29 protein-coding genes are annotated in these 25,738 nt (G+C 41.4%); 3 read left to right on the top strand and 26 right to left on the bottom strand.

Annotation, left to right across the window (positions count from 1 at the left end; genetic code table 11):
- Positions 1-56: 56 nt before the first annotated feature.
- The 10 genes from trxB to IHV10_RS11530 all read right to left on the bottom strand — a co-directional run bounded on the left by trxB (position 57) and on the right by IHV10_RS11530 (position 9,521).
- Positions 57-1,013, bottom strand: a complete 957-nt coding sequence (trxB, locus tag IHV10_RS11575) for a thioredoxin-disulfide reductase (RefSeq protein WP_197129330.1) — start codon at positions 1,011-1,013, stop codon at positions 57-59.
- Between the two features lie 84 nt (positions 1,014-1,097).
- Positions 1,098-2,723, bottom strand: a complete 1,626-nt coding sequence (locus IHV10_RS11570; RefSeq protein ID WP_197129327.1) for a tetratricopeptide repeat protein — start codon at positions 2,721-2,723, stop codon at positions 1,098-1,100.
- A 338-nt stretch (positions 2,724-3,061) separates the two neighbouring features.
- Positions 3,062-3,706 carry a bifunctional phosphoribosyl-AMP cyclohydrolase/phosphoribosyl-ATP diphosphatase HisIE gene (hisIE, locus tag IHV10_RS11565; RefSeq protein WP_197129325.1) on the bottom strand — a complete coding sequence of 215 codons (645 nt, stop codon included), beginning with the start codon at positions 3,704-3,706 and terminating at the stop codon, positions 3,062-3,064.
- Positions 3,703-4,461, bottom strand: a complete 759-nt coding sequence (hisF, locus tag IHV10_RS11560; RefSeq protein WP_197129323.1) for an imidazole glycerol phosphate synthase subunit HisF — start codon at positions 4,459-4,461, stop codon at positions 3,703-3,705. Before hisF ends, hisIE begins: the two co-directional genes overlap by 4 nt.
- The gene (hisA, locus tag IHV10_RS11555) at positions 4,461-5,192 is read right to left on the bottom strand and encodes a 1-(5-phosphoribosyl)-5-[(5-phosphoribosylamino)methylideneamino]imidazole-4-carboxamide isomerase (protein WP_197129321.1); all 732 of its coding nucleotides are present in this window, start codon (positions 5,190-5,192) and stop codon (positions 4,461-4,463) included. The genes hisF and hisA overlap by 1 nt, the downstream gene beginning before the upstream one ends.
- A complete protein-coding gene (gene hisH, locus IHV10_RS11550) occupies positions 5,189-5,830 on the bottom strand; it encodes an imidazole glycerol phosphate synthase subunit HisH (protein WP_197129319.1) in 642 nt (213 codons plus the stop codon). The genes hisA and hisH overlap by 4 nt, the downstream gene beginning before the upstream one ends.
- Positions 5,831-6,427 (bottom strand): imidazoleglycerol-phosphate dehydratase HisB, encoded by a 597-nt coding sequence (gene hisB, locus IHV10_RS11545; protein WP_197129317.1) that lies wholly within the window; start codon positions 6,425-6,427, stop codon positions 5,831-5,833.
- The gene (gene hisD / locus IHV10_RS11540) at positions 6,428-7,699 is read right to left on the bottom strand and encodes a histidinol dehydrogenase (protein ID WP_197129315.1); all 1,272 of its coding nucleotides are present in this window, start codon (positions 7,697-7,699) and stop codon (positions 6,428-6,430) included. It abuts the gene before it with no gap.
- Positions 7,696-8,340 (bottom strand): ATP phosphoribosyltransferase, encoded by a 645-nt coding sequence (gene hisG, locus IHV10_RS11535; protein WP_197129313.1) that lies wholly within the window; start codon positions 8,338-8,340, stop codon positions 7,696-7,698. The genes hisD and hisG overlap by 4 nt, the downstream gene beginning before the upstream one ends.
- Entirely contained in the window at positions 8,337-9,521 is a 1,185-nt protein-coding gene (locus tag IHV10_RS11530) for an ATP phosphoribosyltransferase regulatory subunit (RefSeq protein WP_197129311.1), read from the bottom strand. Before IHV10_RS11530 ends, hisG begins: the two co-directional genes overlap by 4 nt.
- A 262-nt stretch (positions 9,522-9,783) precedes the next feature.
- On the opposite strand from IHV10_RS11530, the gene cax reads away from it, so the two are divergent.
- A complete protein-coding gene (gene cax, locus IHV10_RS11525) occupies positions 9,784-10,839 on the top strand; it encodes a calcium/proton exchanger (protein ID WP_197129308.1) in 1,056 nt (351 codons plus the stop codon).
- 416 nt (positions 10,840-11,255) lie between these two features.
- On the top strand, positions 11,256-12,278 hold the full coding sequence (locus IHV10_RS11520) for a redoxin domain-containing protein (RefSeq protein WP_197129305.1): 1,023 nt from the start codon (positions 11,256-11,258) through the stop codon (positions 12,276-12,278).
- Between the two features lie 208 nt (positions 12,279-12,486).
- Here IHV10_RS11520 and IHV10_RS11515 read toward each other — a convergent pair whose 3' ends face one another.
- From IHV10_RS11515 to IHV10_RS11455, 13 genes are all read right to left on the bottom strand, one after another.
- The gene (locus IHV10_RS11515) at positions 12,487-13,029 is read right to left on the bottom strand and encodes a histidine phosphatase family protein (RefSeq protein WP_197129302.1); all 543 of its coding nucleotides are present in this window, start codon (positions 13,027-13,029) and stop codon (positions 12,487-12,489) included.
- A 22-nt stretch (positions 13,030-13,051) separates the two neighbouring features.
- Entirely contained in the window at positions 13,052-13,513 is a 462-nt protein-coding gene (locus tag IHV10_RS11510) for an SRPBCC family protein (RefSeq protein WP_197129300.1), read from the bottom strand.
- 77 nt (positions 13,514-13,590) lie between these two features.
- Positions 13,591-13,899 (bottom strand): hypothetical protein, encoded by a 309-nt coding sequence (locus IHV10_RS11505; protein ID WP_197129297.1) that lies wholly within the window; start codon positions 13,897-13,899, stop codon positions 13,591-13,593.
- Positions 13,900-13,968: 69 nt separating this feature from the next.
- Positions 13,969-14,412 (bottom strand): GNAT family N-acetyltransferase, encoded by a 444-nt coding sequence (locus IHV10_RS11500; RefSeq protein WP_197129294.1) that lies wholly within the window; start codon positions 14,410-14,412, stop codon positions 13,969-13,971.
- A 93-nt stretch (positions 14,413-14,505) separates the two neighbouring features.
- Entirely contained in the window at positions 14,506-15,975 is a 1,470-nt protein-coding gene (gene putP, locus IHV10_RS11495) for a sodium/proline symporter PutP (protein WP_197129291.1), read from the bottom strand.
- A 519-nt stretch (positions 15,976-16,494) separates the two neighbouring features.
- On the bottom strand, positions 16,495-17,085 hold the full coding sequence (locus IHV10_RS11490; RefSeq protein ID WP_066397668.1) for a hypothetical protein: 591 nt from the start codon (positions 17,083-17,085) through the stop codon (positions 16,495-16,497).
- An 89-nt stretch (positions 17,086-17,174) separates the two neighbouring features.
- Entirely contained in the window at positions 17,175-17,687 is a 513-nt protein-coding gene (locus tag IHV10_RS11485) for an acyltransferase (RefSeq protein WP_197129288.1), read from the bottom strand.
- Positions 17,688-18,329 (bottom strand): pyrophosphatase PpaX, encoded by a 642-nt coding sequence (ppaX, locus tag IHV10_RS11480; RefSeq protein WP_197129285.1) that lies wholly within the window; start codon positions 18,327-18,329, stop codon positions 17,688-17,690.
- On the bottom strand, positions 18,304-19,272 hold the full coding sequence (locus tag IHV10_RS11475; protein ID WP_197129282.1) for a nucleoside recognition domain-containing protein: 969 nt from the start codon (positions 19,270-19,272) through the stop codon (positions 18,304-18,306). The genes ppaX and IHV10_RS11475 overlap by 26 nt, the downstream gene beginning before the upstream one ends.
- 16 nt (positions 19,273-19,288) lie before the next feature.
- Entirely contained in the window at positions 19,289-20,104 is an 816-nt protein-coding gene (lgt, locus tag IHV10_RS11470; protein ID WP_197129275.1) for a prolipoprotein diacylglyceryl transferase, read from the bottom strand.
- A gap of 22 nt (positions 20,105-20,126) precedes the next feature.
- On the bottom strand, positions 20,127-21,062 hold the full coding sequence (gene hprK / locus IHV10_RS11465) for an HPr(Ser) kinase/phosphatase (RefSeq protein ID WP_137791665.1): 936 nt from the start codon (positions 21,060-21,062) through the stop codon (positions 20,127-20,129).
- Between the two features lie 75 nt (positions 21,063-21,137).
- The gene (locus tag IHV10_RS11460; RefSeq protein WP_197129273.1) at positions 21,138-21,644 is read right to left on the bottom strand and encodes a GNAT family N-acetyltransferase; all 507 of its coding nucleotides are present in this window, start codon (positions 21,642-21,644) and stop codon (positions 21,138-21,140) included.
- A gap of 71 nt (positions 21,645-21,715) precedes the next feature.
- Positions 21,716-22,216: a cytoplasmic protein gene (locus tag IHV10_RS11455; protein ID WP_197129271.1), complete on the bottom strand. Its 501-nt coding sequence runs from the start codon at positions 22,214-22,216 to the stop codon at positions 21,716-21,718.
- Between the two features lie 603 nt (positions 22,217-22,819).
- Between IHV10_RS11455 and IHV10_RS11450 the strand changes: the two genes are divergently transcribed.
- Positions 22,820-23,671, top strand: coding sequence for a vanadium-dependent haloperoxidase (locus IHV10_RS11450; RefSeq protein ID WP_197129269.1), 852 nt, complete (start codon positions 22,820-22,822; stop codon positions 23,669-23,671).
- 388 nt (positions 23,672-24,059) lie between these two features.
- Here the strand turns inward: IHV10_RS11450 and IHV10_RS11445 are convergent, their stop codons facing one another.
- Genes IHV10_RS11445 through IHV10_RS11435 form a run of 3 tightly spaced genes read right to left on the bottom strand, consistent with a single transcriptional unit; the run spans position 24,060 to position 25,715 of the window.
- Positions 24,060-24,428, bottom strand: a complete 369-nt coding sequence (locus IHV10_RS11445) for a phage holin family protein (RefSeq protein WP_197129988.1) — start codon at positions 24,426-24,428, stop codon at positions 24,060-24,062.
- A 4-nt stretch (positions 24,429-24,432) separates the two neighbouring features.
- Positions 24,433-24,621 carry a PspC domain-containing protein gene (locus IHV10_RS11440; RefSeq protein WP_137791660.1) on the bottom strand — a complete coding sequence of 63 codons (189 nt, stop codon included), beginning with the start codon at positions 24,619-24,621 and terminating at the stop codon, positions 24,433-24,435.
- Between the two features lie 14 nt (positions 24,622-24,635).
- Positions 24,636-25,715, bottom strand: a complete 1,080-nt coding sequence (locus tag IHV10_RS11435) for a DUF4097 family beta strand repeat-containing protein (RefSeq protein WP_197129267.1) — start codon at positions 25,713-25,715, stop codon at positions 24,636-24,638.
- Positions 25,716-25,738 lie beyond the last annotated feature (23 nt).

The raw sequence follows: 25,738 nt of genomic DNA, 5'->3' as shown, positions 1-25,738 counted from the left end.
GTCAATTTCTTATTTTTATAATACCCCATAATTATTTCATCACTGTTACAATCACATTAATTGGAAGTTACGTTTTTTAGTTTCTCCGTTAAACTCTCCACGTAATGCTGAGCAGCTTGTGCCGCAATACTTCCATCACCTGTAGCCGTAACGATTTGACGAAGTGTTTTTTCACGGATATCTCCTGCTGCAAAGATACCAGGAATTCTTGTTTCCATCTGTTCGTTCGTTTCTACATAACCATTTTCGTTCGTGATGCCAAGATCTTTAAAGGCAGCGTTCAATGGAAGCATTCCGATATAGATGAACACGCCATCCGCAGAGAAGTCTTGTTCTTCTCCTGTTTCTGAATGAATTAACGTCACTTTGTTCACTTTGTTATTTTCACCGTGAATCTCTTTAACAGAGTGATTCCAGATAAAATCGATCTTTTCGTTATCAAACGCACGTTGTTGAAGGATCTTTTGTGCACGAAGTTTGTCACGTCTATGAACGATCGTTACTTTAGAAGCGAATCGAGTTAGGTAAACACCTTCTTCAACAGCGGAATCACCACCGCCGATAACAACTAATTCACGGTTCTTAAAGAATGCACCATCACACACAGCACAGTAAGAAACACCACGTCCAGAGAATTCTTTTTCTCCTGGAATGCCTAGTTTCTTATATTCAGCACCTGTCGAGATGATGATCGAACGCGCTTTGTACGTTTTGCTTCCTGCATGAATCGTTTTGTACTCTTCGCCATCGATGATTTCTTTTACATCGCCATAAGCGTATTCAGCACCGAATTTTTTTGCGTGCTCAAACATCTTGTTTGAAAGTTCTGGTCCAAGAATGTGATCAAAACCAGGATAGTTTTCTACATCTTCCGTATTAGCCATCTGTCCGCCAGGGATACCTCTTTCGATCATAATCGTATCCAAGTTCGCGCGTGATGTATAAACCGCTGCAGTCATACCAGCTGGTCCTGCACCAAGAATAGCTACATCATAAATTCTTTCTTCAGTCATTAATGCCCACTCCTTATATAAGGAAATTCTTATTTACTATATCTATATCCTATTCGCACATAGGAGTAAAGTCCATCATTCTGCTCAAACGTTGCGATTTACCCAACCTATCAGTTTTTTTATGCGTAATGACAATACAGAAACTGTGATGCCATACTGCTCTGCAACACTCTTTTGGGTAGAACGCCCTTTTTGCTTACGAGCTAAGTGATCGATTGCCGCAGCAATTGCTTTTTGATTATCAAAGATTCGTTCGCCTGTCGTCTCCGCAAATTTAATCGCTTCTGCCCAATAAAACAGTACATGCTCATCAAGCACTGAACCCATTTCTTTAACAGAAAGAAGTACATCTAATGCCATACTAATAACCTCAGAAGGTGCGTTCACTTCAACACGTGCATCATCATGTTGGAGTTCTACAGCTTTTTCAGGCTGATGTTCCAGCATGATTGTTGCAGCGATCTCTTTTACGAATAACGACTCTTCTTTTCTAAGGCAAAAGTCACGAAGCGTCTCATAAGCCTCTTCATTTTTATTCCCTCTTAAAAGAATTAAATGCGTAATTTTGTTTTTTTCCAGTCCTTTACGCACCTGCTGAATATGCTCCATCGCTTTCACTTGACGATCTTTTTTCGGTTTGTTCTGATTGTTAGTTGGAATGCGATATTGATAGTCGCCGCCTGTTATCGTCAACTCATCACTTTGTGCTTTTTCCAAATAAAAAGGAGCAACGTGACTTTCAGGATCTAGATCGATTACCTTTTTCCACGTTTTTACAGAAAGGTCTTTTTGTCCAAGTGCATAGTACGACACAGCAAGCATATGCGTGGTTACAGGATCATATACAAATGACGACTTTCTAAGTGATTGCAGCCACTTATTCGCGTATAGATGCTCCTCTAATAACCCGAACGTATTCCCCAATTTGTAACGATGCTCAGGGTGCATCGGATGCACCGTTTTTAGCCGCTCAACTAGCTTGCCACCAGGTTCGTCCATCCCTAAATGGAACAGAAAAATAGCAAGGTTGCATAGTGCGTTTAAGTTACCTGGATTCTTATCCAACACATCTTGAAGAACATCCATCGCTTCATCAAACTCGCTCTTATAAAAGTGAGTGAGTGCTAAGTTATTATACGCCGCCCAAAACTTAGGATGATTCGTGATGATCTCTTTTAACTGTTGTTGCGCTAATGGAAGATCTCCTCGTTCAATCGATTGCCTTGCTTCATCATGAAGCTTGATCAGCTCTTCTTCAGTAGAAAGAGGCAGATTAGAAGACTTGCTTCCTGTTTCGAGTGAGATAAGATCTAATAGTTCTTGTGTATCATCAACAAATTCACCATCTGGATCAATCGCGATATATAAACGAGCATGTTCTTCAGCATCACTATACATGCCTAGATGCGCAAAGTTATTCGCAAGGAAAAAATGACATTCTGAAAGATCAGAACCAGACTGCTCTAATGCGTTCAGCAAATACTTATTGGATTCTTCATATTCTCCGATCTCAGCAAGCGTTGAAGCAAGCTGACATAAAAAAGAGGGCTCTTCCGGCTGGAAGGTAACGGCCCGCTCAAACATTTTTTTTGCTGTATATAGATCACGCCTATTATAGGCTTTTATTCCTTTTTCAAAAAAGTAATCCCCATCCTGGATAAAGGGAAGAACACGGCCGCTAGCTGCACTGGCCCGTTTTTGTTTATGCATATTTGGTTCCTCCATCTACTTATGTAAACATATATACTTCTATATCGTTCTGTTTACAAAGTTTTCAACCAAAAAATTATAACACAGGCGATAGTGAGTAACACCCCTTAGACTGTAAATAATGTGCAGGAAACTTTCGACAAAAAATGATGGATGCGTGTCAATCTGTATGAGACAAGGAGTCCGAGGTTTGTAAGTTATTGCGAAAAGTTTAGAACACTTTGGTGGGGCTAATATAAATCCCTGGAATCGATCATAAATCTCTGGAATCGCTCATAAATCCCTGGAATCGATCATAAATCCTTTCAGACACAAAAAAACAACCGAGCTAAAAAGCCTCAGTTGTCCTTTTTCGTATGTCTTTCCTTTAATGTGGCCAAGATCTCGTCTAAAGGTACCTTTTGCTCCTGCAACAGTACCAAAACATGATAAAAAAGATCAGAAACTTCCCATTTCAATTCTTCGGCATCACGATTTTTAGCGGCGATAATCACTTCGCCTGCTTCTTCTCCAACTTTCTTCAGAATCTTATCGACTCCATGTTCAAAAAGATAGGTTGTGTAAGCACCTGCTGGCATCTCATGCTCTCGTTTTGCGATAATCTCTTGCAGTTCTGTCAGAATTCTATATCGATCAGGGTTTGGCGCGTCTTCTCTCTCATCCACCTCATAAAGTGTTTCTGAAAAACAACTATATGAGCCCGTGTGACAAGCAGGCCCTTTAAGTTCTACAAGCACAACCACAGCGTCTTGATCGCAATCATAGCGGATGCTTCTGACTCTTTGTGTATTTCCCGAAGTTTCGCCTTTGTGCCATAATTCTTGTCGTGATCTTGAAAAGAACACCGTTTCGCCAATTTCGATTGTTTTCTGGAGCGATTCTCGGTTCATATACGCGACCGTTAGTACCTCTTTTGATTGAATATCCTGGACTACGGCAGGAATCAATCCTTTTTCATCAAATTTCAGTTTTTCTAAATTCATCGAACAGACACCCCTAACTTTCGCAAATCTGCTTTTACCTCTGTGATCGATGTTTCTTTATAATGAAAAATACTAGCAGCAAGGCCAGCATCAGCTTTTCCAATCGTAAACGCATCGTTAAAATGCTCAGAGGAACCTGCTCCGCCTGAAGCGATAACTGGGACGGTTACCGCTTCACTCACTGCTTTCGTCAGCTCTAGATTAAAACCAGACTTTTCTCCATCTTTATCCATGCTGGTCAGCAGAATTTCTCCAGCACCACGATTTACTGCTTCTCGCGCCCACTCTGTGACTTCCCATTGAGTGGGTTTACGTCCTCCATGCGTATACACGCGCCATGATTTTAACTCTTCGTCATACTTTGCATCGATCGCCACTACGATACATTGGGCACCAAAATAATCCGATCCTTCTGTAATCAGTTCTGGTCGCAAAACCGCTGCTGTATTTACAGAAACTTTGTCAGCTCCGGCACGTAACACACGTTTCATGTCTTGGAGTTTATTGATACCGCCACCGACAGTGAATGGAATCGCAAGTTCTGCTGCAACTCGTTCAACGACTTCGACCATCGTGTCCCGTCCTTCATGACTAGCAGAAATATCAAGAAAAACGAGCTCGTCTGCTCCTTCTTCATCATAAAATCTCGCTAGTTCAACAGGATCACCAGCGTCGACTAAGTTAAGGAACTGAATGCCTTTAACAACTCTTCCTTCCTTAACATCTAGACATGGAATAATTCTTTTCGTAAGCATTATTTCACACTTCCTAACGCTTCTGGCAGGGTAAATCGATTTGTGTAAAGTGCTTTTCCAATAATCGCACCAGCGATGTTACGTTCATCTGCTTTTAAAGAAACGAGATCAGCGATTGAGCTTACACCACCTGAGGCAATCACTTCTTTTCCAGTGATGCTTGCTAATTCTCCGATCGCTTCAACGTTCGGTCCTTGTAGCATACCGTCTTTTGAGATGTCGGTGAAAATAAACGTCTCTGCACCTTCTTCTACTAATCTTTTCGCGAGATCAACAGCTTTGATGTGAGACGTTTCAAGCCATCCTTCTGTAGCTACAAATCCATCACGAGCATCAAGTCCGATCGCTACCTTTGAACCACCGTATTGCTGTAACGCTTCTCTTACAAACTCTGGATTCGAAACCGCAGCACTACCTAAGATCACCCGGTCAACTCCACCGTCTAAGTAATACGAAACGTCATCCATCGAACGAATTCCTCCACCGATCTGAACTTTTGCAGACAGTTCCTTCGCAACACGCAATACATGCTCATGGTTGATTTTCTTTCCGTCTTTCGCGCCGTCAAGATCCACCATATGAATCCACTCTGCACCTTGATCTGCAAACTGTTTTGCCATATCAAAAGGGGAATCTCCGTAGATCGTTTCTTGTTCATAGTCTCCTTGCATCAACCTAACGCACTTCCCATTACGCATGTCGATCGCGGGGTATAATACAAATTCACTCATTCTTGTTTTCCCTCCTCAACGAAATCGCAAAAGTTTTTCAGCATGCTCATGCCTGTCTCAGAACTTTTTTCAGGGTGAAACTGCGTTCCCATGACCCTGCCGCTTCCGACTACAGCTGGAACTTCCACGTCTTCGTATTGAGCGACTGCAGCAAGTACCTCTCTATTTTCCGTCTGTACAACAAAAGAATGGACGAAATAAACATATCCTTCGTCTATACCTTTTACTAACGGCTGATCACTCTGCAAAAAGTGTAGATCGTTCCATCCCATGTGAGGTACTTTATATGAATGTCCTTCGTTCGTTTTGCCTGTAAAACGTTCAACTCTTCCTGGAAGTAATCCCAGTCCTTTCGTTAAACCATTCTCGCTGCTGCCATCAAAAAGGAGCTGCATGCCTAGACAGATGCCCATCAGAGGCTTACCGCTTTCCGCCTCTTTTTTTATAAAATTAGCGAGACCTGTCTTTTCTAACTCCGTCATCGCATCTTTAAAAGAACCAACTCCCGGCAACAACAGTCCATCTGTTTTTTGAAGTTCCTCTGGATTTCCGGAGAGGATGTAAGGTTGATTGATTCTCTTTAGAGCAGAACAGACAGAATGCAAGTTGCCCATTCCATAGTCAATGATTCCGATCATCTATAACATTCCTTTCGTAGAAGGCACTCCTTTTACCCTAGGGTCGATCTGTGTGGCTTCATCTAACGCTTTTGTAAAAGCTTTAAAAATAGCTTCTATAATATGGTGTGTGTTCGAGCCATAGTGAACGATCACATGCAGGTTCATTCTCGCCTCTAACGCGAGCTTCCAAAAGAATTCATGCACGAGCTCGGTATCGAACGTTCCTACTTTTTGACTTGGAAACTCTGCACGAAATTCAAGGTGCGGACGATTGGATAGATCGATCACCACTTGAGCAAGTGTTTCATCCATAGGGACAAACGCATTACCGTATCGCTTGATTCCTCGCTTATCACCTAGTGCTCCCTGAATTGCTTGACCAAGACAGATGCCAACGTCTTCTGTTGTATGATGGTCATCGATCTCCACATCTCCCGCAGCGTTTACCGTAAGATCAAAATGTCCGTGACGTGCGATCGCGTCTAACATGTGGTTTAAAAAAGGAACAGGTGTTTGAATATCGGCTTGTCCTTCTCCATCAATGTTTAAAGATAAGCTGATCTGTGTCTCCTTTGTATTTCTTTCAATCGTATGTTGTCGCGCTTGATTTTCCATCTACTTGTCCTCCAGTCGAACATCTATCGCTCTCGCATGTGCTTCAAGTCCCTCTAGGCGAGCAAAAGCTGATATTTTCTCTCCATTTTCTTTTAGTGCCTGTTCACTATATCGAATCACGCTTGATTTTTTCGTAAAATCATCTACGTTAAGCGGACTTGAAAAACGCGCTGTCCCACTTGTCGGAAGAACATGATTGCTTCCTGCAAAATAATCCCCAACAGGTTCTGAGCTGTATTCTCCAAGAAAAATCGCACCTGCGTGTTTTATTTTTCCGAGAAGACTCATTGGATCATTCGTCATGATCTCAAGGTGTTCGGGTGCAATCTGGTTGATCACATCTGCACCTTCTTCAAGCGAATTCACGATATAGATGCTCCCATGATCTCGAATCGCTTCTGTCGCGATATCTTTTCTTGGGAGCTCAGATAGTTGTGACTCTACTTCCGTTGCAACTTCTTCTGCTAACACTTTTGAAGTTGTAACCAATACCGCTGCTGATCGGGGATCATGTTCGGCTTGTGATAAAAGGTCTGCCGCAATGTAACGAGCGTTTGCTGTCTCATCCGCAAGAACGGCGATTTCGCTCGGACCTGCGATCATATCAATGTCACATACACCAAAAACTTCGCGTTTTGCTAGCGCAACGAATATGTTACCGGGACCAACGATTTTGTCCGTTTTGGGAACCGATTCAGTGCCATATGCCAGCGCGCCGATCGCTTGTGCACCACCTATTTTAAACATTCGTTTAACTCCTGCAATAGAAGCTGCAGCCAGTACAGCAGACGGAAGTTTTCCGTCTTTCCCTGGTGGTGAGACGAGTACGATCTCCTCTACGCCCGCAACAACGGCTGGTATGACGCCCATCAACACAGATGACGGGTAAGCAGCTGTTCCACCTGGAACGTACACACCGACTGAATCAAGCGGCGTTACTTTTTGACCCAAAAGCGTTCCATCTTCACGTGTGAAGAACCATGACTGTCGTCGTTGTTTTTCGTGATATTCACGAATATTGCTTGCTGCTTCTGAAATAATTTCTATCATACTTGGATCAAGTGAAGAGATGGCTTCATCTATTTCGTTCTTTGTTACTTCAAGAGATGAAAGAGATACACCATCAAATGTTTCAGTATATTCAAAAAGGGCTTTATCTCCCTTCGATTTCACGTTTTGTAAAATATCAAGAACCGCTTTTCTTTGCTTCTCCGTGTTTTGTTCAACACTTCTCTCTAAGTTTTTTAGTTCAGTGACAGGTTGTATTCTCATTGAACTTCCTCCTTGTTCTCAACAAGTGTTCGAAGTCGCTCAACCAGATCGTTGATGCGTGCAGCATGCAATCTGTAGCTAGCAGGATTCACGATCAACCTTGATGTAATTTCAGCTATTTTCTCAAGTTCAACCAGACCGTTTTCTTTTAACGTCCGCCCCGTCGAAACGATATCAACGATTCGATCTGCTAACCCTATTAATGGTGCAAGCTCGATCGATCCGTTTAATTTGATCACTTCAACTTGCTGTCCCTGCTCTCTAAAATAATGAGACGCAACATTCGGATACTTCGAAGCGATCTTTGGTGCAACTCTTTGATCATGTCCATTCGGTAGCCCAGCAACCGCCAGATAGCATTCTGAGATTTTCAGGTCGAGCACCTCATAAACATCACGTTCTTCTTCAAGCATCACATCTTTTCCGGCGATTCCGATATCAGCTACACCGTGTTCCACATAGGTAGGGACATCCATCGGTTTTGCCAGAATAAAACGAAGACCTGCTTCAGGTGCATCGATAATTAACTTTCTAGATTCATCAAACTCGGGAGGAAGCGGATATCCAGCTTGTCTGAGAAGATCGACTGCTTCTTCAAATATTCGCCCTTTTGGCATTGCCATCGTTAATACCGTACTCATGAAAAGTCCTCTCCTTGCTGTGTTCCGATTAAATATTGCACATCATCAAAACGTTTGCTGAATTCATCTACATTTTTGACTCCAGAAAGATTCTGCATCACAACATGCGTCCCTTTATTACGCTTTTCTTTTGCTAACTTCAGTGCTTCTTTTCTGCGTTCATCTGTGTAAAGAATGCAATGTCTCTTTGTATCATCACTTTTGTTTCCGAGCGCTTCTACAAAATAGTCCATTCGAATCGCAAAGCCAATAGCGGGTGCTTTTCGGTCAAAACGACTGAGCAGATCATCATAACGTCCTCCGCTAGCGATTGGTGCGCCGATTCCAGCAGCGTATCCTTCAAACACGATTCCCGTGTAATAACTCATGTGACTGAACAACGTAAAATCGAATACAATGTTTTGTGCCGCATCATAATCTTCTAAGAGATTGTACAAGTCCTTTAGTTCTTGTAAGGTCTGCTGTCCTACTCTGTTCGGATTTAATGAAGATGCTTCATCAAGTACTTCGATACTACCTCTTAAATCCAACAGTTTTAATAAGCGCTGTGTATCGATTGAAGATAGAGGAAGCTTTTTCACATGTGAAGTGTAGCCTACATAATTTTTTTCATTTAAATAACGTAACAAATCCGCTGCTCGATCATCATTTCCTAAAATATCGGAAAGAAGCTCTTGCACAAATCCTATATGTCCAACGGCAACAGTAAATGCAGCAATTCCGCTCTTTTTGAACACTTCGGACATGAGAGCGAGTGCTTCTGCTTCTGCACTAGCCGTTCCTTCACCAATCAATTCGATACCAACTTGTTCAAATTCTGCTGGCCTTCCCCCTTCTCGCTGTTGCGCTCTAAAAACGGGAGAACTGTATGCGAGGCGGAGTGGGTAAGCTACATGCTTCATGCTTGATGACACGACCCTCGCGATCGGAGCTGTCATATCTGGTCGGAGCACCAATGTTTTTCCTTCCATATCAAGCAGCTTGAACAATTGTTGATCTAAAATTGCGGAAGCTTCCCCGACTGTATCGTGATATTCCAAAGTAGGAGTCTGAATGAATTGATAGCCCCAAGACTCCATCTCTTGTTTGATTTTATTTTTGATGTCTTCATTTTTTTGATAAAAAGCAGGAAGTGTATCCCGCATACCTGCTGGTTTTTCAAACACAAACGGTTTTGACATGATCCTTCATCCTTTATTTATAAAATGAATAGATTAAGTAATGTTTTACGAAAATATGAGCTGGGTTCTACATGAATTTGATCGAAAACACTTTAGTTCGCTAATATACTACCATGATAAAGATTTAGTTGTTAGTCTACACGTACTTGTCGAAACTGTCAACCAATTCACACAAAAATCATGTTTCCTTATTCAGAGTTAAGAAAACAGATTTCAGGGAATAGTATGTAAAAATAAATACATAGAAGGGATGGAATGCGTCTTGTTTAATCGCATCTTTTTTATTGCCATCATCATTGGCGTACCACTATCTGTTATCGGCAGCCTCATACATTGGCCAGCTGTCTTACTTTTTGTAATCTATTGTGCAACGATTATCGCACTAGCCGGTTATATGGGACGCGCCACGGAAAGCTTAGCGATCATTGCTGGTCCAAGAATCGGTGGTTTGCTCAACGCCACTTTTGGCAATGCGGTCGAGCTCATCATTTCAATCTTTGCATTAAAAGCAGGTTTGATAAGTGTAGTATTAGCGTCTTTAACTGGTTCTGTACTCGGAAATCTTTTACTAGTCGGAGGTTTGTCATTTTTCATCGGTGGATTAAAGTATAAACAACAAAAGTTCAACGTTTATGATGCACGCCATAACGCTGGTCTATTGATTTTCGCTGTGGTAGTCGCTTTTGTTTTCCCTGAGGTCTTTTCTTATAAACTGAACGACGCAGATTCACTCACCTTGAGTGTTTGGGTCTCTGTCATCATGATCGTTCTTTATATTGCCGCACTTCTGTTCAAGCTTGTTACTCACCGCGGTGTCTATCAGTCAGAACACGATGTTGCGGATGGAGATGAAAAAGCAGAATGGAGTAAGTGGAAAGCTCTTATCGTCCTCGCTCTTGCTACTCTTGCCGTTGCTTATGTTTCTGAAAAACTCGTGCATACGTTTGAAGAAGTAGGCAGAACGCTCGGCTGGAGTGAAGTGTTCATCGGAATCATCATCGTTGCGATTGTTGGTAACGCAGCTGAGCATGCTTCAGCAATCATAATGGCTTACAAGAATAAGATGAATGTTGCCGTAGAAATCGCAATTGGTTCAACACTTCAGATCGCCATGTTTGTTGCTCCCTTGCTCGTATTGGTTTCTTTATTTTTTGAAAAGTCGATGGCTCTTGTCTTTACGCTTCCTGAACTCGTAGCGATGGTTCTCGCCGTATTCTTAACGATCTCGTTAACAAGTGATGGCGATACGAATTGGTTTGAAGGGCTTACCCTTCTAGCTGCCTACCTGATAATGGGAGTTGGTTTTTATCTTTTATAAGTGCCTGTTTCGTATTCAGTATTGCTTATGAAAGTAGTTGATTTCAATTCCAGGTTGCTCGCTTTCCGCGGGGCAGGCGGTGAGCCACATTCACTTCTTGGACTGCTCGACACTAGAGGATTTTTGCTCCTGCGTCTAAAAGTTAAGGCTACCGGAGTAAGCTTCCTCGTCGCATGCCTTACGAGATGTATTTCAAGTGGTAGGCACGCACCTTCCATTCAAATCAACAGTCAAATAAGGAAAAAAATTAAATGCCACTGAAACAGCATTAAAAAAAGAGATGTAATATATAGCATAAGACCAGTGCAGGGAGAAACCCTTCACTGGTTTTTTAATGAAACAAGCAAATTAGGAATAAAAATAGCAAAACTTTGATAAAGTTTAGAATAGAGGACAAGTTTAAGGTGGGTGTTAAAATGGCGGATTATTTAACGATCGGATCTTTTCCAATAAAGATGGTTTGGCTTGCGATTGTAGGATCAGCGTTGATCGCGTATGGCATATTGTATGTAAAAGTAAGAGAAGAACCTGATAAAAAACAGCTGTTAGACGTATTGAGTAATGCGGTAGGAATTTTTCTATTGGTTTGGAAATTCAGTTATTCTGTTCTGCATCCCCTACTGATCGTTGAACATCCGTTAAGCATCTTGTACTTTAATGGAGGAGAAACAGGAATCGTACTCGGGATCATCTTTTCAATCCTTTACATGCTAAGGGCTTCAGGAAAACGGGAGCTTGATAGAACTCGGGTGTTTTATATCGGAATATTAGGTCTAACTGTTTTTTTCGCCGCTTATTATGGTGCACATTTTGCGTCAACCACCCTCTTCGCAGACGGATTGATCTCATTGTTCTTTTCCATCCTGTCAATCTACTTATATACGAAGGGTTCATTTGAAATAAGAAAAACCGTTCTATCTATGCTAGTCACCGCACTCTTCTTTTCCGTTCTCACGAATTCTCTGCTCGGTGGACAGAACACGAACGGTGAAGCAGTAGAGGCGGCATCTTATGGAATCAAAACAGGTGACCGTGCACCGAATTTTGAATTAAAAACGATTGAAGGCGAAACCGTAAAGCTATCAGACCTCAAAGGAAAGGTCGTATTCGTAAACCTATGGGCAACATGGTGTCCGCCTTGTCGTGCAGAAATGCCTGAGATGGTCCGTTTCTATAGAGACCACTCCTCTAAGAAAGTAGAAATCTTAGCTGTGAACTTAACAGACAGCGACTCTGAAAAAGAAGTGAAAAAGTTTGCTCAATCATACAAGTTAAATTTTCCGGTTTTATTAGATCCAGACGGTAAAGTCGGAAATACGTACAAAACGGTAACGATTCCGACTACTTTTATTATTAATAAAAAAGGAATCATCGTGCAAAAACATATCGGCCCGATGAGCTACGATATGATGGAAGAATTTTATAAGAATGCTCAATAAATGAAGGTTTTACGAAAGAAAACTGGCTACATTCCCTTTTCGTGTGGGGTATCAGCCAGTTTTCTTTCAATACATAGATGTAAAAGTGCACAATTTCACGGTAATTCCTTTTATATCCACGGTAAATTACACTATATTCACGGATAGCATACATAATTTCACGGATAAAATTATTTATCCGATTTTCGACACACCTCGACAGCCCCACCTAGATCTTTTCAAACAAATAGAGCTTCGCATTTTCGGGTCTGCCTAATCTCGGTCCCTTAAATCCTCTACGGATCAGTTCTTTTCTCATAAACATCATGAGTCCACCATGACTTACGATTAGTGCATTTTCTTCGTTTTCTTCTAGTATGCGGTCAACGATCTTTGAAACACGCATTTCTACATCCGTTCTACGCTCAAGCTGAGATTTGTGGTTAAAGAACCATGCTGTTCGAATGCAAAGTGGATATAAAATCATTGGAATCTTAATATCTCTTTTAAAAAACGGATAGACTGGGATTTCACGAAGGTCATCCGTTCTAATCAGCTCTCCTCTATAAATCTTCCCTGCTGTGTATTCTGCACGACGAACTGTACTCGAATAGCATTTATTCCAGTTGATACCGCCTAAGTCAACGTCTGTTTCTTCTACATCAGACGCTTCGTATTCTTTCAACCACTGATCAAATTCAGAGGGCGTGATCCATTTTTCAGTCGGATAGCCTCTTTTGACTTTGAAATGACGTACCATTCCTATCTTCATCACTGATCACCGCTTTCTACCTTTATGTGTGTTGCGTATTTTCTGCGATCTCTTTTAGCGCTCTTGCCCGTCCTACTAGAAAATTCGTCATGTACTTCTCTAGGAACAACCAATCAGCTAATCTTCCAATCACGCCAAACGGAGACTTGTAATGAAAATGATCCACCATAACGGTCCCGTTCCCCTTCGGTTCAAAGGTGTGAGTATGCACGAATGAATAGAAAGCCCCCTTTACCATCACATCTACGAACATATGAGGTCTTTCCATCTCAATAATTTTTGCAGTCAATCTTTGTCTCACGCCAAGATGAACAGCTTCCCACGTCACATGATCGCCTTTTTCCATATATCCTGACGTTACTCCGGCGACCGCTCTTTCTCCTGTATGAGAAGTCGTTTCAGTATGAATATCTACGTTTCGTGCGAGATCAAAACAGGTTTCTGCAGAAGCATGTACAAATTCTCGATGTATAATTGTAGGCATATAATGATGACTCACTTTCTAAAGAGGTAATAAAAACAACACCTCAAGTAATGAGGTGTCCAACAGAATATGATTCTTTAATTATTCTCTGTATAGAATAAAATTCCTTCCTTAACATGCTCACTGTAGAACGAGATCAACTCAAGTATTGAGTAATAGTTTCTATAGTCTTCCGTGATTCCGAACACATCTTTTATATACAGTGTTCCGAGCTGTTCTTCTTTATCGAATAGAATCAATCCGTAAACATCTCTCAACGTAAAGATTACCGGGCATCCATTATTTAGTTCACGAACAAACTGCTCCGTGCTGTCAATCGGTTGTAATGAATTTTCTGGATAAAGCGATCCTAAGAACCAAAGCTTCACTCTATCTTTTATCCTCATATCCGTCACCCCGCTTAGACCATCATATGCAGGTGCAGCTATCAAGAGTGAATTCTTTTAAACAATTGTTTAATTACATAACTTTTTTTCGAGTACAATTTTATGTAACCCATTTTTATTCGTATACGTTTCCATTACATCAAACCCATTTTTAATATTTAACAGCAGCATGTTTCTCCACTTATTCATCGTTTTGGTTCGAACAACAGAATAGCCTTTCATTTTCAGATACTCATGCTGTTGTTTCATTAAATTTGAAGCTACTCCTTGCCCCCTATAAACGGGGTCGACTCCTCCAAGCCAGCTATAATAAGTGTTATGATCGATTTCATAGCCCATTTTATAGCCAACTACCTTTGAATGATGAATAGCTGTAACGATCGTTAGAGCATTCTTCAATTTCATATTAAAAAGGAGATCGTCATTTGATGCCCCAAAGATTACTTCATGTAACTGAAGGATTTGCTTCAATTGAAATTTCTCTGGCATTCCTTCAAGAATCATGAATTCCATTCTGCGTCCTCCTCTATCAATAACTTTATTCTAAGAAAAAACTGACCAAATCAGCAATTAAATCCGCTATTTGGTCAGTACATATCCTCACTATTAACTTACTAATCTTTTCGTTTCTTCAAACTCTTCCTGAATACTTGCACTTGGTTCTTTTGTCATTAAGCTAACGACTACGATCGTTAGTGTACATGCGATGAATCCTGGAATGATCTCATATACATCAGCCATAGCCGGGATGAGTTCCCAAACGATAACAGTTACAGCCCCTACAACGATACCAGCAAAAGCAGACCATTTCGTCATTCTCTTCCAATATAGACTCAGCAAGACGACCGGACCGAATGCAGCACCAAACCCTGCCCATGCATAACCTACAAGATTCAGAATCGTTTCACTCGGATTAAGAGCCATAACAAATGCAATAACGGCAACAGCTAAAACGGCCAAACGCCCTACTAACACGAGTTCCTTGTCAGAAGCAGAACGTTTTACGAATGCTTTGTAAAAATCTTCCGTCAAAGCACTCGATGTTACGAGCAACTGAGATGAGATCGTACTCATAACTGCCGCTAAGATCGCAGCAAGCAAGAAGCCCGTAATGATCGGATGGAACAATACTTCAGATAATAAGATAAATACCGTTTCAGCTTTTGCTTCTCCAAGAGGTGCTCCCGCTTGGTTGAAGTAAGCAATCCCTACTAGACCTGTGAACATCGCTCCAATGATGGAGAAAATCATCCAACCCATTCCTATTCGTCTAGCGCTCTTCATCTCTTTTACAGACGTGATCGCCATAAAACGAACGATAATATGCGGCTGGCCAAAGTAACCCAATCCCCATGCTAATAAGGAGATGATACCGATCAAGCTAGTCCCCGTAAAGGCATCAAGCAAAGTTGGACTGATGCTTTCGATCTCGTTAAATGAAGCATCCCATCCGCCAACTTTTAAAATGGCTACGAATGGTACAAGGATTAACGCTACAAACATGATCGCTCCTTGTACGAAATCTGTATAACTTACCGCTAAAAAACCACCGAATAAAGTATAAATAATAACTACTCCAGCCGTAAGCAAGATTCCCCACATGTAATTCAGACCAAAAGCTGTCTCAAACAATTGTCCGCCCGCAACCATTCCGGATGATGAGTAAAACGTAAAGAAAATCACGATAACTAACGCAGACGTAATACGAAGTATGCGTGAAGTATCTTTGAATCGGTTCTCAAAATAATCTGGAATCGTAATCGAGTTGTTCGCTACTTCCGTATACGTTCTGAGTCGAGGTGCAACGAATAGCCAGTTTAAATAGGCACCTGCACACAAGCCGATCACAATCCATCCAGCACTCAAACCAGATACGTACATTGCACCTGGAAGACCCATTAACAGCCATCCACTCATATCTGATGCACCTGCACTAAGTGCTGTAACAGCTGGTCCAAGATTTCTTCCACCAAGCATGTAATCGGTAAGGTTATCGGTCTTTCGGTACGCATAAAGCCCGATCAGCACCATCCCGATCATGTACACACTAATTGAAAAAATAACTCCATAATCCATATTCAGTTTTCCTCCTGCCTTTTCTTGTTGTAAAAACGCTTTCAATATTTTAAAAATTATAAAAAGGAACATTTTTATTATAAATACATTTTTCGACAAAAGGAATAGATTTTTTTTTGGAAGACATCTAATAATGAGCTTGTTAGCTGCCAAAACAAGGTGGCGTGGCACATAAGGACTCATCAATCCAGTAGTTTTGGTGCTGAATCCAAATGTTTTGGTGCCGAATCCAGAAGTTTCTGCATTCAATCCAGAAGTTTTGGCTCTGAATCCAAGTGTTTTGGTGCCGAATCCAGAAGTTTCTGCATTCAATCCAGAAGTTTTGGCTGTTTATCCACGAGTTTTAGTGCTGAATCCACGAGTTTTGGCTGTTTATCCACGAGTCTGCAATCCTCGACAAATTTCGCTGTGTGTCACTAGCCCCCAAGTCTCATACTCGCTATTCCCCACTCACTCTCTTTACACATCAAAAAAACTGGTACCCATTCATAAGACGTTTGGGCGCCAGTTTTTAATCATTTATAATTTTTTTCGTCTTAATCGTTTGACCTTTACAAATTGATTCGTAAATAGATCCAGCTCTTCGTCTCGGTAGATGTAGAAGAACCTATGGTGATGACCATCTTTCATTTCGGCCAGATCACACTTCATGTAATCATCCAGTTCCTGTCGCGTCAGTTCGACCGTATACATCTTGCCATGACTCGGAATATCCAGTTGGATCTCTTCTAAAAAATGGAGTTCTTTAAATAAATAAATAGAAGTATCTAGGAGAAATTCACAGATTAAATCTTCTGTTCCAAAGTAGTGTTGAAAATGTTCGCGTGTAAACGCAATATGAGGTACGTTACGTTTGTAAGTAGAATAGTCGCCGTAAAAAACCAGCTTTGCACGTTTGCTTTGAAGTTCGTAATGCTTAACAAGACCATGACCTTTCATTTTTGACACAGCAGTCCGGAAACGATAGGTATCGCGGGCAGCAAGTTGTTCGGCCTTATTTTGTGGATGAGATGCTTTCGGTGCATGCTGAGACTGACAGTTGTCTTCAACGAGGTGTCCAATTTTAAACGTGTTCTTCATAAATACGATCGAGAATGATTTCCTTCTCATAGTATGCGCCTCCAGCTTTCGCTTTTTTGCCTGTTTTAAGTATACGACGAAAATCAAGAAAACCCAAGAGGGGAACTTACGACAAATTTCTATCTTTCCATTTCCCTCTTAAGAAGTTCTTCTTTCGTGTAGATGACCTGCATCGGATTACCACCGACGAAAGATCCCTCTGGAACATTTTTGTGGACGAGTGTTCCAGCTGATACGATCGCACCGTCACCGATCGTAACGCCTGGGAGGATCGTAGAGTTCGCACCGATCATCACTTCATCGCCCACGATCACATCACCCAAACGGTATTCTTTTATCAAATATTCGTGAGCTAATATCGTTGTATTATAGCCGATCACACAGTTCTTCCCGACTGAAATTCGTTCAGGATACATGATGTCTGGCATGACCATCAAGGCGAACGCTGTCCCCTCACCGACCTTCATCTTCAAAAAAGTACGGTATAGCCAATTTTTCATAGGTAGAAATGGCGTGTATCGAGCCACTTGTATCGCGATAAAATTCTTTACCACTTTCCAGAACGGGACAGTGTCATACACTTGGTACAACGAGTTTCTTCCTTTTACCGGATAACGCTCAGTATTCCGCAATTATCTCTCTCCTAAAACATCCAGCAAATCCGTCATTTCATTCAGCATGAAGTCTGGATTAAACTGCTGCAAATAATCGTTGCCGCGAATGGTCCATGCTACACCAGCCGTTTGTGTGCCAGCATTCTGACCCGCAAGAATATCGTACTTGCTGTCGCCTACCATGATTGCTTCTTCTGGTGTTGAACCGAGCAAAGTTAACGCTTTTTGAACAGGCTCTGGATCTGGTTTCGCGTTTTTCACGTCATCTAACGTAACAACCGTTTGAAAGAACTTATCAAGACCAACAAGGCGCAAGCCCATCTCGACTGTATTTCTCATTTTTGTAGTTACGATGCCCAGTTTATAGCCCTTTTTATACAATTCTTCTACCGTTTCAAAAACTCCTTCAAACTCTGTAACAAGTTCATCGTGATGCGAGATGTTATGTTCACGGTATGTTTGAACTAAGTCTGATACTTTTTCTTTATCGAACTGCTCCATCGTCTCAACGAGCGGCATCCCCATAAACGGCAAGACACTCTCACGATTGTATTGTTCTGGAAAATGCTTATCTAGTGTGTAAAGGAAAGAAGCGATGATCAGTTCGTTCGTATTGATTAATGTTCCGTCTAGATCAAATAGTATGGTGTTGCGTTTCATGTTGTCGTTCCTTTCTTGTTAAACGATTTTTCCGTTCAAGCTTGTTCCATACGTAAGCTACTATTACAGTAAGAACGATCGCCGTCACTACTCGAATGATCAACAACGGCAGAACGGGAATTCCTAATGGTACAAAAACAAGTGTATCCTCAACAACGGCGTGACAGCTTACGAGAAAGATAAAAGCTAGATACAGATCTTTCTTTGATACGCCGTCCTCTTTCGCCGCCTGCATCATCACACCTGCACCATAGGCAAGACCGATCGTAAGTCCGGCTGCCATCGTCATAGACGTGTTCTCTTTCATACCTAGCAGTTTCATAGCTGGTGCCATCCATTTCGAAAACTTGTTCAGCCAGCCTTTGTCCTTCATATACTGCATGATGATCATGAGGGGTATGACGATAAGTGCTAGTTGCAGAATACCGAGCGAAGCTTTTTCTAGAGCGGCGAGCGTGATCTCTCCCCATCCGTTCGGAGCCGCTTCAGGCTTTGAGATAAAACCGTATTGTGCTTTTTCTGTTCCGCCATCCCATAAAAGGTTGATCATAAAAGCAGAGAAAAGCGCCAAGCCGATTCGCACGAGTAGGATCACCCACAATTTGATACCTACACTCGCTGCAACACCAGACTCAATAAACAGGTTGTGAGAAAAAGAAAGCATAACAGCGAGAATAAATACATCTTGCACCGTTAAAGAATCGAGAGTCAGAATCCCCCCGATCCCTGCATATAGATTCAGAAAATTACCGAGGACGAGCGGAATCGCCGCTTCACCCGGAAGTCCGATCCATTTCATGGCTGGAGCTAAAACAGCGATCAGCCAATCTAACACCGGTGTGTGACTCAACAGCGTGATCAGTAAAGTGACAGGAAAAATAATTTTCCCTAGCGTCCAAGTGGTTTTCAAGCCTGCAAGTGTGCCTTTTTTTAACGTTTCCACTTTTCATTCGCCTCCCTTAGCTTTCTAGATATCGTTGTTTAGCCAATCCTGTTTTTCTTCTATAGATCCAGATGATCACCGCCGCTGCAATCCAGACCAAACTCACCACTTGTGCGATGCGAAGGGAAGTTCCCCAAACGATCAAGCTATCCGTACGAAGTCCTTCTACAAAGAAACGTCCGATCGAATACCAGATGATATACGTTAAGAACAATTCACCTCGATGAAGGTTCACTCTGCGTAAATAAAGCAAGACGATAACACCTATGAAACTCCAAAGCGATTCATAGAGAAAGGTTGGATGATAATAAGTCCCATCAATATACATCTGATTGATGATAAAGTCTGGCAACATGAGTGATTCTAAAAAGTTTCGCGTTACTTCCCCACCATGAGCTTCCTGGTTCATGAAGTTGCCCCAGCGTCCGATCGCCTGACCGAGCAAGATGCTAGGAGCTGCGATATCAACCAGCTTCCAAAAAGAGATTTTCTTTACTCTTGAAAAAACGAGTGCTGTTAAGAAAGAACCGATCAGTGCACCATGAATCGCGATACCGCCTTCCCAAACAGCGAGAATCTTACTTGGATTGTCTTTATAAAAGTCCCATTCAAACGCTACATAATAAAGCCTTGCACATAAAATAGCCACAGGTACTGCAATCATCACTACATCAACGAACGTATCCTTAGCAAGCCCGCGTCTCTCTGATTCTCTTACCGCAAGCCAAAGGCCAAGCATCGCACCAAACCCAATAATAAGTCCGTACCAATAGATCGTGAGTGGTCCTAATTCGAGTGCTACACGATTTAATGGCTGAATCGTTTCTTCCACAGTCTACACTTCCTTCTCATTCTTATAGGTCTTCTTCATCTCCAGCTTCGATCACATCTGTCAAACGGTCTGAGAATTGCTGTGCGGCATTCATGCCCATTCTCTTCAGTCGGAAGTTCATCGCTGCTACTTCAATAATTACGGCTAAGTTTCGTCCAGGACGAACAGGGATCGTTAAGATCGGAATCTCAGTATCAATGATCTTCGTTGTCTCTTCTTCCAATCCTAATCGGTCATATACTTTTTTAGAATCCCAAGCTTCCAGATTCATAACGATTGAGATTTTTTTATAGTTGCGAATCGCTCCAGCACCGAACAACGTCATCACGTTGATGATACCAAGCCCCCGGATCTCAAGAAGATGCTGGATGAGTTCAGGTGCACTCCCGATGAGCGTATCTTCATCTTCCTGTCTGATTTCAACTGAATCATCTGCTACTAACCGATGCCCACGTTTTACGAGTTCTAGTGCGGTCTCACTTTTCCCAACACCTGAGTTACCTGTGATCAAAACGCCTATTCCATATATATCTACTAAAACACCATGTTTAGCAGTCGTTGGCGCTAAGCGGCTTTCTAAATAATTGGTGATACGGCTTGATAAACGCGTTGTCGTAACCGGAGAGCGCATGATCGGCACTCCGCTTTTATGAGAAGCTTTAAGCAGTTCTTTCGGGACTTCTATATCTCTAGAAACGATAATTCCCGGTGTCTCATCCGTACAAAGCGCTGTTAAACGTTCCATACGTGTTTCAGGGTCGAGCTCAGAAATAAACGACAGCTCTGTTTTCCCAAGAAGCTGTAATCGCTCACCAGGATAAAATGTAAAGTAACCAGCCATCTCAAGACCTGGCCGGGAGATGTCGCTCGTTCGAATCGTGCGGTGGATGCCTTCTTCACCACTAACAAGCTCTAGATGAAATTTTTTTATGAGTTCATGAATATGTACCTTAGCCATTGGGTCCTCCTCGACATTTTTCAATGATTCTATTGTATCACTTCAACCACAGATTAACCAAAGAGTACTATAGGGTTATTTCTGACTTTCTGCCCAGCTGTAAACGTCTACAGGTATCGTATTAAACGTTGATTCTTTTTGGAGGGTCATCCCTAATCTCGATGCGACCGAGACAGACTTTTTATTATTTCGCTGAATCAGACAGATCAGTCGTGTGATTCCTAGTTCGTGAATGGCGTAATTTTTGAAGTGAATCGCTGCCTCCGTTGCGTAGCCGTTTCCCCAAAATTCCTTAGCCAGCCAATAGCCAATCTCATACTCTTTTTTTCCATCGATCGTTTGCTGCACAATACCTGCGTGACCGATTGGAACTAGACTTTCCTTAAGCACGATTAGATACAAACCTCTGCCATCACGATATCCCGGAATCAGCCATTCATCAAAGCTTTTTAGAGCTTCTTCTTCTGAACGAGTTACCCCTTTCCCGATGAATTGAACAACATCAGGATCTGCCCATAATGATGCAAAAAAAGCAAAATCCTCAGTCGTGTACGGTCGGAATTTCAGCCTTTCTGATTGCAAGATCACCAGCTCCTTTTGAAAGAGAAATGCCGTTTGATCGAATTCGAAGCAAACGGCTGGAATGAATATTATTATTTTACATCTATAAAAATCTTATCATGAACAAAGAGCTTTTGACTTGGTTTCGTTAAACAATTGTTTAACAGAATCTTACCTGCTTTAATGTTTTGGGCAATTTCTGTTCTGCTCCACCCTTCTAGGTGATCCGCAAGCGTGCGGTCGAGCCGAAAGATTCCGTTGACAGATGTAATCTGTATTTCGAAAGCAGAATCGCCTCTTTTCATAGAAGTAATCTTTTTCCCTGGTTCTATCTCTATAAAAGATGTCGGAATGATCGACAGGGGATCGACATGCTCTGTGAACGATTTATAGATGTTGAGTTTTTTGTTCCAAGAATGATTTTTCGGACATTTGTAAATCGCAAACTGATAGATGTTCTTTCCGTTTGCGTTGTGTCTGCGAATGGTAGTATCCGTGAATGTGGTTACTTTACCGCACATTTTGCACTGTTTTTTTACTGTGTCCGCTTTCATTTGTTGGTGTAGTGCTAAAGCATATTGTTTGAATTGCATTGTTTCTTCACCTCTGTAATTAGTAGGGAAGAAATACAACTTCTATTTGAAATCTTGCAGAACGAAAAAAAAAAGCTCCCCTCATACAAGGAGAGCTTTGAACGCAATATTACCCGTAATAACGGACTGCAGTTCGCTGTATTTCCTCTGTAATGGGTTGTAGACAGACTTCTCCCGTGGTCAGAAACAAAGCGTTTCTTAACGGTTGAGAAGCAATCTAAATTGTTTTCCATTACAGGTTAAATGTTGGCATACAGGTCACTTGAGGTCCTTTCTTCAAACAGAATACCTTAATATTACTATAAAGTATAAAATATGGAAACGAATTAATTCTTTTTTGGGGGGATTTCCACTTCAGGATTCATGCTTTCCGCAGGGCGGGCGGTGTTCATTTTATCAAATGAAGAGATCGAAAAAGAATTAGTTGAGATAAATAATAATAAGCAAAACTTTTAGCTTTATTATCAGTAATCGGGTGTATTTCTGTAATAAGAAATGTGCCCTTTCTTTTTGAATTGGGCTTATGAAAAGGACACTTGTCCAAGCATGAATTTCTGTCCACCATACATTATAAAAAATAAGAGAAAGAGGCAAAAAAAATATATGCGATATAATTACCCTCTGTGGACAAAATTGCCTTATGCAGGACAAGATCACCCGCCAAAAAATCCTGTAAATCCCTATGCTGGTTCATGGCCTTTGAACTACTTAAAACAGGAAAAGCATGGATTTACTACTTTAGATGGCGAGCCGATAAAATTAAAGTTAAAAGATCCCCGGAAGATTGATTGGAAAAAAGAATTAAAACAGGTTCAAAGAATTGTAAGACATTTAACTCAAGAACAGATTAGGATCGCAAAGTTTTGGGCAGAAGGTCCTCCAAGTAAGCAATGGACTCCCATTGCCGATATCTTAATTGACACTTATAATGTGACACCGCCATATGCAGCTCGTATCCTTGCAGCTTTAAGCGCCGGAATGAATGATGCACTTGTTGTCACCTGGTATTTAAAATATCTAGCGCTTGTTCCTCGTCCCAATCAGTTTGACCCTAAGCTCGCGACAATCGTCTGCACCCCTAATTTCCCTGCTTATCCTTCTGGACACTCCGTATTATCCGGTACAGCGGAAGTTATCTTAAGCTATTTCTTCCCTACAGAAAGAGAAGGTCTGCATCAACTAGCTGAAGAAGATGCATTATCACGTCTATACGCAGGGGTTCATTTTAACGTGGATAATGAAGAAGGACTGCGCCTCGGAAGACAGATTGGTAAGATTGTAATTAATCAATTAAGCAAAGAACGGGATGCAAAAGGAAAATATATTGATAATCCTTATACAGAACATCGGAATGCAAAATTGTTCCCCCCTCCATATATACAAGCCATTCCTTTTGATTTTGATACAAAATGTTCATCACTTGTTATTGATGAAATCTCTGAAAAAAAACGCTAAACGTTATAAGAATAAAAAGTTTCATTTTAGGGTGCATTTCTAATATAAGAAATGCGCCATCCTTTTTGAGATGAAAGAGACTTAATTTAAGTAATTTAAATCAGTTTTAGGATTTTTCCTGTGATGAGTGATTCCACGAACGGCGATTACTGAATAAGGGGAAACAGTAAATGACCAGAAAAAGATGAACTGCACCTGTTAGTGGTGTCTAACAATTGGGGTGCAGTTCAAAAAGATCTGGTCGTTTTTTTCTCATTTACATATCCATTTATAGTGCTATTCCCCCTGCTAATTGGCTTGGGAATTACGATTTTCTCATACAAAAGAGAATCCGCTATGAAAATCTACCACTTTTTTCAAGCATTGTATGAATGATCGAACGGCTACTTTAGTTTCTTTTCCGCTTCTTTTTTAAAGGTTCCCAAACAATGTTTGTCAGGAACATATTGAGAAGTGAAATGATGACTGCAGCGAGTAATGCCATTCCGAATCCATCAATGTTAAACGAGCTACCCATCAATTCAGCTGTTAATGATAAAAGCGCTGCGTTAATGACGATTAAAAATAATCCTAAAGAGAAAATGGTCACAGGCAATGTCAACAGGACCAGGATCGGCTTTAGAAAAACGTTAAACAGTGATAATAAAACGCTTGCTAGTAATGCAGCACTGATGTTTTCAATATGAAAACCATCAAAATACCCTGCCACAACCATTAGCGCAACGGTGTTGATCAATAAAGAAGCAAACCAGCTCATCATTTTATACGCCATCCTCTGGCATAACAGCTAGCGCGATGATATAGGCTAAACCAACTGGGATAACAGCTGTAAACAGTGCAAGTGCTACTGTTCCTAATCGTACAACCGTGGGATCCACATTCATATACTCCGCAATTCCACCGCAAACTCCTGATATTTTAGCATCGTTCGATCTTTTTAGTTTTTTCATGATGTATGTCACCTCTATTTCGCTTTTAGCACCACAACAGAGCCTGTTTTTGCTTCCGCCTCCAATTTAAAAGACGGCCAGCTCTTACCTCCATTCGCGATAAACGAAAGAAACTTACGAGTCACTTCTTTCTTTTCTTCTCGCACCTCAACGGACTCAAAATCACAAACAAACCCACCAACGATTGTTTTGAGAACGGCATCAAGCTCAAGTGTTTCTGGAAATTCAGTTTCTATTTTTCCCGTCACCGTCTTAAAAGATGCATACCCTTCTACTGCTGAAGCAAAACGGCAGTAGATCGAACCATTTATCGTTTCTGAGCGTACTTGTGATGCATCTACAGTAAGACGGACAGGTCCGTTCATCGTTTCTGCTTCTACGTCCTTAAACTGACAATCGTTCAGTGTTAATGAGCCGTTAGCAGCCGAAGCTTTCACGTTATTCCCCGTACAATGGTTCATCGCAATTGCTCCTACAGTTGTTTTGACCGTAAGCGTTTTTGCATGCGAATCACTTATTTTCACAGGACCATTAAACGTTGTAATCTTGATCTCGTCATAAGCTTCTCTTGGAATTGAAATAACGGCGTTCACCTTTTGATGCTTGTTTCTTGAATAGAATCGCATCTTAGTCGCATCACAATCATAGAACGTTTCATTTCTGAATTTCGTTTTCGCTGAAGATCCTTCAGGCACTTTATAAACATGAGCATCGCATTCGACTTGGACGTCTTTTCGATCCCATGGTACGACCGTAACTGAACCGTTGTATACTTCGACATCCATTGCCTGAAACATGACATGGCTGTCTTGAAAAACATAATGAACAGGTTCAGAAGGTCCGAAATTCAGATCAAAATCAACCGTCTTGATTCGTTTTACAACACGATCAAAAAACTTTGCCACTTTATAACCGGAAGTGGGAAGTTTGACAGCAGTCGCACCGTTAACGGCTTTATTTTTGAGATTGAGAGGACTGATCGAGCTCAACTGCAGCTTCTTCTTATCGTTAAGGGCATACAAAAGTTTCTCCGCCTCTTCAACAGAGATCTTACCTTCGTTCAGCATGTTTAAAATCATTTTGCGTTCTTCCATACATTGACGCCTCCTTTTTGGGG

This window comes from Fictibacillus sp. 5RED26, from assembly GCF_015903895.1.
Taxonomy (GTDB): domain Bacteria; phylum Bacillota; class Bacilli; order Bacillales; family Fictibacillaceae; genus Fictibacillus; species Fictibacillus phosphorivorans.
This window is presented reverse-complemented; position numbering and strand designations above follow the sequence as displayed.

Coding starts and splice junctions, on each gene's coding strand:
- trxB (WP_197129330.1), bottom strand. CDS start 1,013: ATGACTGAAGAAAGAATTTATGATGTAGCTATTCTTGGTGCAGGACCA.
- IHV10_RS11570 (WP_197129327.1), bottom strand. CDS start 2,723: ATGCATAAACAAAAACGGGCCAGTGCAGCTAGCGGCCGTGTTCTTCCC.
- hisIE (WP_197129325.1), bottom strand. CDS start 3,706: ATGAATTTAGAAAAACTGAAATTTGATGAAAAAGGATTGATTCCTGCC.
- hisF (WP_197129323.1), bottom strand. CDS start 4,461: ATGCTTACGAAAAGAATTATTCCATGTCTAGATGTTAAGGAAGGAAGA.
- hisA (WP_197129321.1), bottom strand. CDS start 5,192: ATGAGTGAATTTGTATTATACCCCGCGATCGACATGCGTAATGGGAAG.
- hisH (WP_197129319.1), bottom strand. CDS start 5,830: ATGATCGGAATCATTGACTATGGAATGGGCAACTTGCATTCTGTCTGT.
- hisB (WP_197129317.1), bottom strand. CDS start 6,427: ATGGAAAATCAAGCGCGACAACATACGATTGAAAGAAATACAAAGGAG.
- hisD (WP_197129315.1), bottom strand. CDS start 7,699: ATGAGAATACAACCTGTCACTGAACTAAAAAACTTAGAGAGAAGTGTT.
- hisG (WP_197129313.1), bottom strand. CDS start 8,340: ATGAGTACGGTATTAACGATGGCAATGCCAAAAGGGCGAATATTTGAA.
- IHV10_RS11530 (WP_197129311.1), bottom strand. CDS start 9,521: ATGTCAAAACCGTTTGTGTTTGAAAAACCAGCAGGTATGCGGGATACA.
- IHV10_RS11520 (WP_197129305.1), top strand. CDS start 11,256: ATGGCGGATTATTTAACGATCGGATCTTTTCCAATAAAGATGGTTTGG.
- IHV10_RS11515 (WP_197129302.1), bottom strand. CDS start 13,029: ATGAAGATAGGAATGGTACGTCATTTCAAAGTCAAAAGAGGCTATCCG.
- IHV10_RS11510 (WP_197129300.1), bottom strand. CDS start 13,513: ATGCCTACAATTATACATCGAGAATTTGTACATGCTTCTGCAGAAACC.
- IHV10_RS11505 (WP_197129297.1), bottom strand. CDS start 13,899: ATGAGGATAAAAGATAGAGTGAAGCTTTGGTTCTTAGGATCGCTTTAT.
- IHV10_RS11500 (WP_197129294.1), bottom strand. CDS start 14,412: ATGGAATTCATGATTCTTGAAGGAATGCCAGAGAAATTTCAATTGAAG.
- putP (WP_197129291.1), bottom strand. CDS start 15,975: ATGGATTATGGAGTTATTTTTTCAATTAGTGTGTACATGATCGGGATG.
- IHV10_RS11490 (WP_066397668.1), bottom strand. CDS start 17,085: ATGAGAAGGAAATCATTCTCGATCGTATTTATGAAGAACACGTTTAAA.
- ppaX (WP_197129285.1), bottom strand. CDS start 18,329: ATGAAACGCAACACCATACTATTTGATCTAGACGGAACATTAATCAAT.
- hprK (WP_137791665.1), bottom strand. CDS start 21,062: ATGGCTAAGGTACATATTCATGAACTCATAAAAAAATTTCATCTAGAG.
- IHV10_RS11455 (WP_197129271.1), bottom strand. CDS start 22,216: ATGCAATTCAAACAATATGCTTTAGCACTACACCAACAAATGAAAGCG.
- IHV10_RS11450 (WP_197129269.1), top strand. CDS start 22,820: ATGCGATATAATTACCCTCTGTGGACAAAATTGCCTTATGCAGGACAA.
- IHV10_RS11445 (WP_197129988.1), bottom strand. CDS start 24,428: ATGAGCTGGTTTGCTTCTTTATTGATCAACACCGTTGCGCTAATGGTT.
- IHV10_RS11440 (WP_137791660.1), bottom strand. CDS start 24,621: ATGAAAAAACTAAAAAGATCGAACGATGCTAAAATATCAGGAGTTTGC.
- IHV10_RS11435 (WP_197129267.1), bottom strand. CDS start 25,715: ATGGAAGAACGCAAAATGATTTTAAACATGCTGAACGAAGGTAAGATC.